We start from the raw sequence: 10,994 nt of genomic DNA, 5'->3' as shown, positions 1-10,994 counted from the left end.
GACCTGGAAAATCCTGACCAAGCTCCGCTGCTGCCCCCGCCGAGCCACCGCGATCGTACAGGCCATCCTCGTCCTCCAAACCGCCGAAGACGCCCGCCACCCACGATGAAAATGGCTCACTGCCACGCCTGGCAGGTAAAGGACCCGCTGGCCACGCTCGAGCAGAAGCATGATGGCAAGAGCGGCCGGACCGTCGACCAGGTCGATGGCCCAGGTCACCTTCTCCGCTCGGGCGAGGACTGCCGTGATCACCGCAGCCAACGCGGGTTCATCGTTGGACATCCGCCGCGACAGCAGCCGGCGCCCTTCGCTGTCGATGAACACCAAGTGGTGATGGCCCTTACCGGCGTCGATCCCGGCCCATGCTTGCTCGACCTGCTGCATCCAGCCCTCTCCCTGCTCGTGATCGGCATGCCGTCGACGCACTCGCCGTCCATTCCCTACACAGCGATCGATGTCGCAGATCTCAATCAGCGGTCAAGACGTCGTAGAGCACCGGGGTGGCCAATCAGGCGAAGCCATCAACGGCAGAAAACTGGAAGCCATGCCCCGGTGCTCCCGGCTGTCCGGACAGTACGACAGCCCGGACGATCAACAAGGTAGGGAAAACTGGCTCTGGCACAGATTTTGTGATTGATCTCGGTGGCGGCTGACGAGTTGGTCAGGACGCGTTTGCGGAGGAGGTTCATGCATGTGAATCGGCGGACCGTCAACGGGACCAGCACCTCGTGACCACCCAACCTGACATCGGTCAGCCGCCGCACATAGCGGCCATGCACGGTGGTCGACCAGGTGCTGCAGGTGCCACACCGCGCCCGCACGGTCTGTGTCGCCGCATCGATCCTGACCCCGACGCCCCGGACCACCACCGCTTCCAACCGCAGGCCAGTCAGATGCGGCAGCAGCGCCGGAATGATCTCCATCCCGACACCCAACCCGAACTACCGACGAACACGACTCACAAAATGGAGGTTGTTGGTGAGCCGGGCCGTCTACACCGTCCGCGAGGTCGCCCGGCTGCTGTCGCTGTCTCTCGGCAGTACCTACGCCCTGGTTCGCGAGGGCGAGATAACCGCCCGCAAACTCGGCAGCCGCTGGGTCATCCCCAAGAAACGCTTCCACTCCTGGTTGTAAGGCGGCGGCGACCCCGCGGCCGACGACCTGGAGGGCTGGACCTGATGGGATTCGTCCGCAAGACTCCGGCCGGTCGACACCGAGCCTGCTGGTACGACCCGGCAGGGAAACAGCGCTCCAAGACCTTTCGGATCAAGCGGGATGCCAACGCCTTCCTCACCGAAGTCGAATCAGCCCTCAACCGCGGCACCTACGTCGCCCCCGACGCCGGCCGGCTCCGCTTCGGGGACTACGCCGCCCGATGGCTCGCCGGACGGAACTGCGAGAAGACGACCGCGGCTCGGGATGCGTCGGTTATGCGCAACCATGTGATCCCGCGCTGGGGCGCGCTGCCGTTGGCCCGCATCGAGCATTCAGCGGTGCAGGCGTGGATTACCGGCTTCGGGGAGCGACTTTCGCTTGCGTCTATCGCTGAGTGCTATCGGCTTACCTCGGCGGTTCTGCGGTCAGCGGTTCGTGATCGGCTGATCGGCTTCAACCCGTGCGACGGCGTTCGGCTTCCACCGCACCGACGGACGGACACCGATGATCTGGTGCTGCCCCGACATGAACTTGGTCGGCTCCTGGCGGCCGTACCCGAGCGGTACCGAGCCATTGTGGCCGTTGCCGCTGGTACCGGTCTTCGGTGGGGAGAGTGCGCCGCCTTGCAGTGGGATGCCGTCGACCTGGTGAACGGTACGGTCCGGGTGGTGCGCGTGGCCGAGGAGGTGTCTGGCCACATCAGGATCAAGCCCTATCCGAAGTCGAAGGCGGGCCGTCGTACTGTGCCGTTGCCGCCGTTCGTGGTCCAGCTGCTGGTCGCGCACGCCAGCGCATTCCGCGATGACGACCAGGTCCTCGTCTTCACGACCGGATCTGGCGAAGCGATCCGGCGGGGTACGTTCCGAAGCCGGGTCTGGAAGCCATCGCTGAGCCGGGCTGGGCAGCCAACTGCGCTGCGGTTTCACGACCTCCGGCACTCGTAGGCCACCTGGCTCGTATCCGACGGTGTACCGATCAACGACGTGGCGAAGGTCATGGGACACGAGCAGACGTCAACAACTCCCAATCGGTACACGCACTCGACGGCGGAGCGGGACCGACGGGTGCTCGCATCCTTCGCTGCCCCCACACCACGATTGACCGGCAGAGACGAATCAAGGCCCCTCGCACGAGGGGCCTTGAACTTGCCTTACTGATGGTGGGCGATACTGGGATCGAACCAGTGACCTCTTCGGTGTGAACGAAGCGCTCTCCCGCTGAGCTAATCGCCCTCAGCGCGGGGAACTTTACCTGATGCGGTGCCGCGAGTGCACATCCGGGGGGTCAGTGTGCCGCCAGCGCGTCGCGGGCCAGGGCGAGCAGGTCGATGCCGAGGCCGACCCTGAGCGAGGTCCACACGATCACGGCGACGAACGCCAGGCTCAGGACGCCCAGCAGTAGGCGTACCGGCCAGGATCGGCCGGCCACCCACCGGGTCCAGGCCAGCACGTTGTGTCGGGTGAACGCGAGCAGCCGGCGGGCCCAGTGGAACTCGATCGCCCAGATGGCCAGGCCGGCGATGACGATCAACCAACCGGGGCCGGGCAGCGGAATGAGGGCCACCCCGACGGCCACCACCAGGGCCCCGACCAGCCCGACGACGATCTTCAGCAGAACCCGGCCGGTGGGGTTGGCGCGGATCAGGTCGAGGGTGGTGCGGGTCCGTCGCCAGCGACGGCTGACCCCTTCGGCCGGCTTCCGGACCGCGGTACGCGGTTGTCGTCCGCGCTGGTCCTCGGGCACCTGGATCTCCTGCTCGGTCCGACCACCCCGGGTCGCTGGATCGCCCGGAGATGGCCGCTCGGATTGCTCCAATGAGGAGGCATTCGTGGCCATTTACTCCCCCAGTGTCCCCCACGGGCGTCACTCGGAAGGACGACTGGACGTTACCGGAGTGAGTCGACGCCTGAAGCATCCCGGCCCCGGCATGGACCGGTCATGTGGGCAAATCGGATACTCTACCTGAATTCTTCCATTCAAGCGGCGTTTCCGAACTGCTTCCCACCACTGGGTGAGATCAGCGTATGGCGGAGCGTAGTCACGACGCGCACCTGAGTATGGAAAAGCGGGCCGCACAGAGCCCGTAGGGGTGCCGGGGGGAGAACGTCCATGAGTGTCATCCGACCCACAACTGTCGAGGTCGAGACGTCGTTGCGGCTGGTGGCGCCTGACGCCACCGCACTGCCGGTGCGAGCCAGTCTACGTTACGACCCCGCTGATCCGTATGCGGTTCATGTCCTATTTCATGCAGAATCTGCCGGTGGTGAGGCCGTAAGCTGGTCCTTCGCCCGCGAGTTACTGGTGACAGGGCTGGACGAACCGGCCGGCATCGGGGACGTCCGGGTCTGGCCCTGGGCCACACCGCGCGGCGACTTCGTCGCGCTGGCCCTGTCGTCACCCGACGGCAACGCCCTGTTCGAGGTACCGCGCAGCGTGCTGGTCCGGTTCCTGCGCCGGACGTACGTCGTGGTTCCGCGTGGCCGCGAGGCCGAACACCTGGACGTCGACACCGCCGTGAACCGACTACTGGCGGGGCGCTGAGCGGTCGGGACGAAGCACCGGCGCCGCATGGATCTACCGAGCTCACGCGGCGCCATCGAGTTGCCGGCACGATGGGCCGCGAGCAAGGCCGACCCGCGAACGCCGCGGATCGGCGGGCGCCCGCCGATCCGCGGACGTCGGCCCGTCAGCCGTGCGTGGTGATCCCGCCGTCGACCGGGATCACCGCACCGGTGAGGTAGGCGCCGGCCCGCGACGCGAGATAGATGGCGGTGCCGGCCATGTCGTCCGGTCGGCCGATCCGGCCGAGCGGCACCTGATGCTCGATCGTGGCGCGGGCGACCGGGTCGTCCAGCGCGAAGGCCATCATCTTGCTCTCGAACGGACCGGGCGCGATCGCGTTCACGGTGATCCGCTCGGGGGCGAGCTGGTGGGCGAGGCTGCGGGTGAGCATGTGTACGGCCGCCTTGGTCGCGGAGTAGGCGTACACCTCCATCCAGGGCACCCGGATCCCGTCAATGGACCCGATGTTGATCACCCGCGCCGGATCCTCCGGTGTGGCGGCGGCGCGCAGCGCCGGCAGCAGCGCGGTGGTCAGTCGGAACACCGCCTTCACGTTGACCGCCCACAACTTGTCGAAGGCGCTCTCCGGGTACGCCTCCAGCGGCGCACCCCAGGTCGCCCCGGCGTTGTTGACCAGCACATCCAGCGTCGGTACCCGCTCACGGACCGCGGCGGCGAGCTGATCCGCGCCCTCGACGCTGGACAGGTCCGCCGGAACGGCCTCGCAGTGACCGGCGCCGGAGAGGCGCTCGGCCACCTCGGCGCAGACATCCGCCTTCCGGGACGAGATGATCACCTTGGCGCCGGCCTCGACGAATCCTCGCGCGATCATCAGGCCGATCCCCCGCGAACCGCCGGTGACCAGCACCGTCTTGCCCTCGACCGCGAACAGACCCGGCATGCGTACCCCCTGATGCGTCGGGGCGGCCACCGTGCGCGGCGACCGCGGGAGCGTCCTACCAGTCGGTAACGTAGTCGCCGGCCGCACGTGCCGGTGACGCGGGGGCTGGCCGCACGGGCCGGCGATGCGAGGTCGGTGGCACGTGCCGGCGGCGTGGGGCCGGCAGCACCAGACCACCGACTACGGCGACGCGCCGTCGATCAGAGGTGCGCGACGCCGGACCGCGGGTTACGGTCGGCAGGATGATCCGGCCTGCTCAGCACGCCGGCGGTCGTGCCGGCGCTCGCCCGCCCGACATCTCAGGCATCAGCACCACTACGGTGAGTGATCTTCAGGCCAACCCGCGGTGCCGGTACCCCTTTCTACTGGACCGGAACGCGCTGTTGCTGGTCACGGCCGGACGTGGCAGCCAGGAGATCGACTTCCGTGACCACCCGTGCCGCCCGGGCACCGCGCTGCGGGCCAGACCGGGACAACTGATCCGATCCCTGGACACGGCCGGCTTCGAAGGCGTGGTGGTGTGCTGGGACGACCGTACCGCCGCCGGACTCGCCGAGGTGGCGGACGCCCTGGACGACCGCGACATCGATCACTGGCAGCTCACCGGCGAGGACGAGGACGCGGTGATCAGCGAGATCAGCCAACTGGTGGTGGACTGCCGCCGACACCGGGGTGGCGGGTTGCCCGCCGACCTGCTGCGCCACCAGCTCGCGGTGCCGCTGCTACGCCTGGCGCTGCTGGCCACGGACCGGTCCCCCGACCCGGCCACCGACACCTACCGCCGGCTGCGACACGAACTGGAACGCTCGTACGCCCGGACCCGTCGCGCCGAGGACTACGCGGAGCGGTTGCGGTGCTCGGTGCGTACCCTCACCCGGGCCTGCCTGGTCGCGACCGGCCGCAGCGTGAAACAGCTGATCGACGCGCGGGTGGCGCTGCAGGCGATGCGGCTGCTGGCTGCCACCGACCTGCCGGTGGCCGAGATCGGCCGCCGGCTGGGCTTCCCCGAGCCGACGAACTTCGGCCGCTTCTTCCACCGGGAGGTCGGCCAGACCCCGGGGGCCTTCCGCGCGCTGTGCTTCCAGCCGAGGGCCGGGGCGCCGCCGTACCGGCCGGGGTTGGCCGCCGCAGGTCCAGTGCCGGGTCCCGCCGGTCCGGGGCCGGCCACCGCGAGCCCGGAGCCGGCTGCCGGTGTCGGGCCCGCCGCCCTGGGCCCGTGGTCGGGCGGCGGCGTGCGGCCGGGGTGGCCGCGACCGTCCGATCAGGACCACGCGGCCCGGTGACCTGGACCGGCGTCGGGTTTGCCGAACAGCCGTACGGGGCACATCTGGGCCACCCCGGTCGAGAATCCTACGAAAGGGAGCACAGCGATGGGTCTGATGTTCCGTAAGCGCACGAAGATCGGCCCCCTGATCTTCAATTTCACCGAGAACGGCTTCTCCTCGTGGAGTATCAAGATCGGACGGTGGTCCTGGAACTCGCGATCCCGCGCGCACCGCGTCGACCTGCCCGGTCCGATGTCGTGGAAGCAGGACAAGTCGCGCACCTGATCCGCACCTTCACCCCTGACGAACGGCGTCGGCCCCTGCCGGCGCCGTTTGCACGCATCCCGGCAAACCGCCGCCGACCCAACGGGACAAACCCGACAATCGACGGATGGGCCGACGCCGGCACCACCTGACGGAGCGCCAGCACGCGCTGCTCACCTGCCTGCTCATCGTCGTCGTGTACTTCATCGTGCCGCTGCGGCCGGACGTGTCCCCGCTCAGGCTGCTGCTGCGCGGCGTGGCCACCGGCCTCGTGGTGCTCGCGATCGGACTGCTGGTCACCCGGCAGGTACGCCGGCAGTTGGGCCGGCAGCAGCGGCAGGGCCGCGGCGACGATCTGCTACGACTGGTCGTGGCGCTGGTGGCCGGCTTGATCATCTTCGCGTTCGCGGACTACGTGATCCAACTGAGCGACCCGCGCCAGTTCGACGGGCTGCGTACCCGGGTCGACGCTCTCTACTTCGCGCTCGCCACCCTGACCACGATCGGGTACGGCGACGTGACCGCCCAGGGGCAGTTCGCCCGGATCACGGTGATCGTGCAGATGCTGTTCGACGTCGCAGTGGTGGCCACCGGCGCCTCGCTGCTGTTCAGGGAGACGAGGGAACGGTACGGGAAATGACCACGTCACCGCCCAGCCGGCCGTGCTCGGGCGTCCGGCTCACCTGACCGGCGGCCAGCAGCGCGGTGAGCGCGGTCACCACGTCGGCGGAGCGGTAGACCGTCCTCGCTGTGGCGAACCGGCGCAACTCGACCACGCTGGCCGGCCCCTCGACCAGCCGGGTCAGCAGTTCCCGGCGCAGCGGCCCGGAGTGCGGGGTGAGCGAGATGTCCAGGAGGTGCCCCGCGGGATCGTGGGGATCCCGGTACCGCACCCCGGCGTACTCGTCCACGTCCCAGAGCGCGTTCTTGAAGGCGTCCAGCCCGTGCCCGGACGAGGTGGCGAAGACCACGAGCTGCGCCGGGGAGCCGTCGTCGGGTACCAGCTCCACCCCGGTGACCAGCGGGAAGCCTGCCGCCGCGAGCGTGTCGGCCAGCCCGTCCAGGCCAGCGGAGACGAGCGCCTGGCCACCGGCGTCGCCGGGGTCGGACGCCGAGCCACCCGCGTCGGCGGATGTGGAGGCGGGGCCGCCCGGACTGCCGGGTCCGGGCACCGGACCGTCCGGACCGGCGGGGAGGACGAGCAGCAGCTCGCCGGGGCGGCCGGCGGCCACGGCGGCGAGCACCGGTGCCGGCGGGGCGGCCGCCAGATCCAGGTACGCCAGCAGCGGCGCGCCGGACGCCTGGGCAGCGGCGAGCACTGCGGGCAGCTTCTCCGGACCGCCGGTCACCGGGAACACCGCCGTACCGGCGGGCAGGGCGGCCCCACGCCGGGCTGGATCAATCCGCTCGGCCAGCGACGTCGCCATCGGAACCCCCGACGACGAAGACCCCGCCGCCGAACCGGCCGGCGATCCGCTGGTCGGGCCCGCCGCCGCGGTCGCGGGCCCGAGGACCGCCACGGTCACCCGGCGACCTCCCAGCCGGTCGGCGAACTCGGCCAGCACGTCGAGGGACGCCTCCGGGATCCCCGCGTCGTCGCTGGCGTACGCCTGCACCAGGGTGAGCCGGCGGGACCGGTGCAGGGCCCGGGGCAGCCAGGCATCCAGATAGCGGACGAGCAGTTCGCGCCGCAGGGCAGCGGTGGGGGCACCGGGCATGGTGTCGTTCTACCGGTCCGGGACCGGCGCTGTCACCTTGACGCCGCCGCTGTCCCCGACGGGGGGCGTTAAGCGGGGGCCCTTGCTATACAAAAAGCGATAACAAGGTGCCCTTCCTTTCAGACGCCGCCGCGGGTCTGGGCGCCGTAGCGGAGCTTCTCGGCCGGCAGGTCGAGCCGGCCGATCCGGCGACGGGCGGCGAGGGTCGCCTCGTCCAGCCGGTCGGCGGGAACCAGCCACACGATCTCGAACTCGAGCCCGTCGGGGTCCTTGCCGTAGAGGCTCTTGGTGGTGCCGTGGTCGGAGCTGCCGGCCAGCGCGCCGACCTCGGTCAGCCGCTGGGCGACCCGCTCCAGCTCGTCGAGGGTGTCGACCTCCCAGGCCAGGTGGTAGAGCCCGACGGCGCTCCGGCCGGCCGGGGACGGCCCGGCGGCGGCGCCGACCTCGAACAGGCCGAGATCGTGGTCGTTGGTGGAGTCGGGTGCCTGCAGGAACGCGGCGCCGGTGAAGCCCTCGGGCGTCATCGGCACGGGCCGGAAGCCCAGCACCCCGGTGTAGAACTCGACGCTGCGGCGCAGATCACGGACGTAGAGCACGGCATGGTTGAGTCGGTGGATGCCCATCTCCCGACCGTAGCCGCCGGCCGTGGGCCCGGACCAGCTGACCGGGGTACGTCGGTACCCGGTCGGCCAGTCCAGCCCCGAGCGGGTCGACCCCGCACGCCGGATCAGCGAGGGCGGGTCGGACGGATTGCCGACATCATGACCGAACTGATGACCTTCCAACCCTTGTACTGACCGTCGCCGGCCAAGCACGATGGGGCGTGACTCCGGGCTACGGTGAAGTAACTCAGGCGGCGCAGGACCTTGTGGCGCACGGCGACCTGGCCGGCGCGCAGGAGTTGCTGGACGAGGCGCTGGCCACCGCCGATCCCAGCCCCGCCAACGCCACCCCCGAGCTGACCGAGGCGGCGGGCCTCCAGGCGCGGATTCTCGTCGCGCTCGGTGAGCCGCACGCCGCGCGCGGGTGGGCGGCGTTCGCCTACGCGGCGGCCATGCGCCAGTTCGGCACCGGCGACCCCCGGACGGTGGCCACCGCCGCCACCCTGGCCGCGGTGCTGCACCGGGTCGGCAGCGACGTCCGGGCCGCCCGGCTCTACCGAGACGTGATCATCGAGCTGACCGCGATCGACGGCCCCGAGTCACTGCGGGTGCTGGCGGCGCACGCCGACCTGGCCACCGTCGAGTACGCGCTCGGCCAGTGTGACCTGGCCCGGGACCGGCTCGCCGACGCCTGGGAGTTGCACCGCGAGGTGTACGGGGACGCCCACCCCAGCGGCATCAAGATGCTGGCCCGGCTCGGCGCCATGGAACGCGACTGCGGCCGGTTCACCGAGGCGCACGACCATCTGGCGCTGGCCCGGGAGCTGTGCCGGCGGTATCTGGCCCCGGACGATCCGTTGGCGCAGCAGGTGGCCGCCCTGGCCCGGGCCGCCGCCGACCCCGACCACGCCTGCGCACCGCCCGGCGCCGTCAGCTCGGCCGAGTTCACCGAGCCGACCGACCCGACCGACATCGGCCCGTCCGCCGATCCGGCCGAATTCACCCGTCGCACGGATCCGGCCGACACCGTCCGGCCGGCCGACCCGGTCGAAACCATTCCCGCCTCCGAGCGTCCCGGACCGGCGACCCCACCCCCGACGGCCCTGCCGCCCCCGGTGAGTTCACCGCCGCCGGTCAATCCGTCGGTCAACGCCGCGCCGGCCAACCCGTCCGCGACCTCGACCTTCGTCCCGCCGCCGCGGCAGCCGGCACCCGACGACTTCGACGCCCAGCCGTATCCGACCGGGAGCGCGGACGACCGTTGGTGGCCGCCGGAGGCCGGGACCGCCGGTGGGACCACCGAACCGGCCGGACCCGCCGGAATCGATCCGGAATGGACCGGCGTCACCGGTTACCAACCCGACCATGCGGACCCGGACCAGGTCGGCCGGGAGTGGGCCGGTCACGGCGACCCGGACCACGGCGACCCCGACTGGGCCGGTCCGGAATGGACCGGTTCCACCGGATACCAGCGAGACCACCCGGATTACGGCGAATCCGGGTACGGCGAGGGTTTCGGTTCCGGCGGAGCCGCCCACCCAGGCGACCCGGCATATCCGGAACCGGCTGGCGGAGACCCGTATCCGGAACCGACCCATGGCGGCCCGTACCCGGGACCGGCCGGCGCAGACCCGTACCGGGAACTCGCCCACGGCGATCCGACCTACCCAGCACCGTCGTACTCCGATCCGGGCTCCGGCGCCCAGTCGTGGGCGCCGTCCGGCACAGGTTCCGCCGCTGCCGGCGTACCCCGGTCGATCGGCCCGGCCGGGACGGACGCCGCACCGGCCGGCCCGGCGGATCCCCCCGGTTGGCCGGCGGATGGCGGCTGGTCCGAGGGACCCGGCTGGTACCGGCGACCCGGCAGCGCCAGCGGTCCCACCGAGGCCCGTTCGGCCCGGGCCGGCCTGCGCTCGGGTACCGGCGGGGTACACCACCTGCCCGACGTCCGCCGGCCCGCCCGGCTGCCCGTCGCCGTGCCACACCCGCCGGCCGGACCCACCCGGCGGATGCTCCCGATCGTCCTCGGCGCGTCGCTCGTGGTGCTGCTCGGGGCCGTCGCCGTGGTCGTCGGGTTCGCCCTGGCCGCCCCGGACGACACGGCGCGCGACCCCGGCCCCACCGGCCAGCCGGCCCCGACCGGTTCCGACCCCGGCAACGCGCAGAGCCCCACGCCGGGCGGCACCGCCACAGCCGCCCCCGGTGCCCCACCGACGGACGTACGGCTGCGCGACAACGACGACAGCGTCACCCTGTCCTGGACCTACCCGTCGGGCGCCGAGGGGCCGGTGGTGATCGCCGGCGGTCGACGCGGCCAGCAGCCACAGGCGTTCCAGGACCTGCCGGCCGGCAGCCACAACTTCACCGTGTACGGCCTGAACGCCAGCCAGGACTACTGCTTCACGGTCGGGGTGATCTATTCGGCCGACTCGGTGGGCCGGTCCCGGCCCGTCTGCACGGCCCGGCGACGCTGACCGACCCGATCCCGCCGGTCCACGGCGGCACCGCCGGCCGCGTCGCAGGCCGG

At 71.1% G+C, this 10,994-nt stretch carries 11 protein-coding genes, 1 tRNA gene and 3 pseudogenes; 8 read left to right on the top strand and 7 right to left on the bottom strand.

Going from position 1 to position 10,994, the window contains the following annotated elements; all coding sequences use genetic code 11:
* A pseudogene (locus ACXN5W_RS17875) lies at window positions 1–109 on the top strand (IS5/IS1182 family transposase); the annotation flags it as partial.
* A gap of 5 nt (window positions 110–114) precedes the next feature.
* Here the strand turns inward: ACXN5W_RS17875 and ACXN5W_RS17870 are convergent.
* Together ACXN5W_RS17870 and ACXN5W_RS17865 are read right to left on the bottom strand one after the other, a co-directional pair.
* Window positions 115–384: pseudogene (locus tag ACXN5W_RS17870) on the bottom strand (IS110 family transposase); the annotation flags it as partial.
* A gap of 137 nt (window positions 385–521) precedes the next feature.
* Window positions 522–923 (bottom strand): transposase family protein, encoded by a 402-nt coding sequence (locus ACXN5W_RS17865; RefSeq protein WP_473159439.1) that lies wholly within the window; start codon window positions 921–923, stop codon window positions 522–524.
* Window positions 924–978: 55 nt separating this feature from the next.
* Here ACXN5W_RS17865 and ACXN5W_RS17860 point away from each other — a divergent pair, with 55 nt between their 5' ends.
* The gene (locus ACXN5W_RS17860) at window positions 979–1,134 is read left to right on the top strand and encodes a helix-turn-helix domain-containing protein (RefSeq protein ID WP_473159445.1); all 156 of its coding nucleotides are present in this window, start codon (window positions 979–981) and stop codon (window positions 1,132–1,134) included.
* Window positions 1,135–1,178: 44 nt separating this feature from the next.
* Window positions 1,179–2,312, top strand: a pseudogene (locus ACXN5W_RS17855) (tyrosine-type recombinase/integrase).
* On the opposite strand, the gene ACXN5W_RS17850 reads toward ACXN5W_RS17855, so the two are convergent.
* Both ACXN5W_RS17850 and ACXN5W_RS17845 read right to left on the bottom strand, forming a co-directional pair.
* Window positions 2,313–2,387, bottom strand: a tRNA-Val gene (locus ACXN5W_RS17850).
* 52 nt (window positions 2,388–2,439) lie between these two features.
* The gene (locus tag ACXN5W_RS17845) at window positions 2,440–2,898 is read right to left on the bottom strand and encodes a TIGR02611 family protein (protein WP_473159438.1); all 459 of its coding nucleotides are present in this window, start codon (window positions 2,896–2,898) and stop codon (window positions 2,440–2,442) included.
* Window positions 2,899–3,264: 366 nt separating this feature from the next.
* Between ACXN5W_RS17845 and ACXN5W_RS17840 the strand changes: the two genes are divergently transcribed.
* Window positions 3,265–3,696: an SsgA family sporulation/cell division regulator gene (locus tag ACXN5W_RS17840; protein ID WP_007457244.1), complete on the top strand. Its 432-nt coding sequence runs from the start codon at window positions 3,265–3,267 to the stop codon at window positions 3,694–3,696.
* Between the two features lie 145 nt (window positions 3,697–3,841).
* Here the strand turns inward: ACXN5W_RS17840 and ACXN5W_RS17835 are convergent, their stop codons facing one another.
* Entirely contained in the window at window positions 3,842–4,618 is a 777-nt protein-coding gene (locus ACXN5W_RS17835) for a glucose 1-dehydrogenase (protein WP_473159437.1), read from the bottom strand.
* A gap of 242 nt (window positions 4,619–4,860) precedes the next feature.
* Here ACXN5W_RS17835 and ACXN5W_RS17830 point away from each other — a divergent pair, with 242 nt between their 5' ends.
* The 3 genes from ACXN5W_RS17830 (at window position 4,861) to ACXN5W_RS17820 (ending at window position 6,787) form a co-directional block, all read left to right on the top strand.
* On the top strand, window positions 4,861–5,901 hold the full coding sequence (locus ACXN5W_RS17830) for a helix-turn-helix domain-containing protein (protein WP_473159436.1): 1,041 nt from the start codon (window positions 4,861–4,863) through the stop codon (window positions 5,899–5,901).
* An 87-nt stretch (window positions 5,902–5,988) separates the two neighbouring features.
* Window positions 5,989–6,168, top strand: a complete 180-nt coding sequence (locus ACXN5W_RS17825) for a DUF4236 domain-containing protein (protein ID WP_473159435.1) — start codon at window positions 5,989–5,991, stop codon at window positions 6,166–6,168.
* 106 nt (window positions 6,169–6,274) lie between these two features.
* Window positions 6,275–6,787, top strand: coding sequence for a potassium channel family protein (locus ACXN5W_RS17820; protein ID WP_473159434.1), 513 nt, complete (start codon window positions 6,275–6,277; stop codon window positions 6,785–6,787).
* On the opposite strand, the gene ACXN5W_RS17815 is transcribed toward ACXN5W_RS17820, so the two are convergent.
* Together ACXN5W_RS17815 and ACXN5W_RS17810 are read right to left on the bottom strand one after the other, a co-directional pair.
* Window positions 6,756–7,865 (bottom strand): hypothetical protein, encoded by a 1,110-nt coding sequence (locus ACXN5W_RS17815; RefSeq protein ID WP_473159433.1) that lies wholly within the window; start codon window positions 7,863–7,865, stop codon window positions 6,756–6,758. The two genes, ACXN5W_RS17820 and ACXN5W_RS17815, sit on opposite strands and share 32 nt — an antisense overlap.
* Before the next feature lie 119 nt (window positions 7,866–7,984).
* Complete coding sequence (locus tag ACXN5W_RS17810; protein ID WP_473159432.1) at window positions 7,985–8,488, bottom strand: VOC family protein; 504 nt, start codon at window positions 8,486–8,488, stop codon at window positions 7,985–7,987.
* Between the two features lie 200 nt (window positions 8,489–8,688).
* Between ACXN5W_RS17810 and ACXN5W_RS17805 the strand changes: the two genes are divergently transcribed.
* Window positions 8,689–10,941, top strand: a complete 2,253-nt coding sequence (locus ACXN5W_RS17805) for a fibronectin type III domain-containing protein (RefSeq protein ID WP_473159431.1) — start codon at window positions 8,689–8,691, stop codon at window positions 10,939–10,941.
* The last annotated feature ends 53 nt before the right edge of the window (window positions 10,942–10,994 follow it).

It is taken from the genome of Plantactinospora sp. A48 (genome assembly GCF_055793945.1).
Note: the sequence above shows the minus strand (reverse complement) of the source record. Positions and strands in the feature narration are given on the sequence as shown.

What these genes read in the sequence shown, in the direction of transcription:
- ACXN5W_RS17825 (WP_473159435.1), top strand. Translation starts at nt 5,989, where the DNA reads ATGGGTCTGATGTTCCGTAAGCGCACGAAGATCGGCCCCCTGATCTTC.
- ACXN5W_RS17830 (WP_473159436.1), top strand. Translation starts at nt 4,861, where the DNA reads ATGATCCGGCCTGCTCAGCACGCCGGCGGTCGTGCCGGCGCTCGCCCG.
- ACXN5W_RS17815 (WP_473159433.1), bottom strand. Translation starts at nt 7,865, where the DNA reads ATGCCCGGTGCCCCCACCGCTGCCCTGCGGCGCGAACTGCTCGTCCGC.
- ACXN5W_RS17865 (WP_473159439.1), bottom strand. Translation starts at nt 923, where the DNA reads ATGGAGATCATTCCGGCGCTGCTGCCGCATCTGACTGGCCTGCGGTTG.
- ACXN5W_RS17820 (WP_473159434.1), top strand. Translation starts at nt 6,275, where the DNA reads ATGGGCCGACGCCGGCACCACCTGACGGAGCGCCAGCACGCGCTGCTC.
- ACXN5W_RS17810 (WP_473159432.1), bottom strand. Translation starts at nt 8,488, where the DNA reads ATGGGCATCCACCGACTCAACCATGCCGTGCTCTACGTCCGTGATCTG.
- ACXN5W_RS17840 (WP_007457244.1), top strand. Translation starts at nt 3,265, where the DNA reads ATGAGTGTCATCCGACCCACAACTGTCGAGGTCGAGACGTCGTTGCGG.
- ACXN5W_RS17835 (WP_473159437.1), bottom strand. Translation starts at nt 4,618, where the DNA reads ATGCCGGGTCTGTTCGCGGTCGAGGGCAAGACGGTGCTGGTCACCGGC.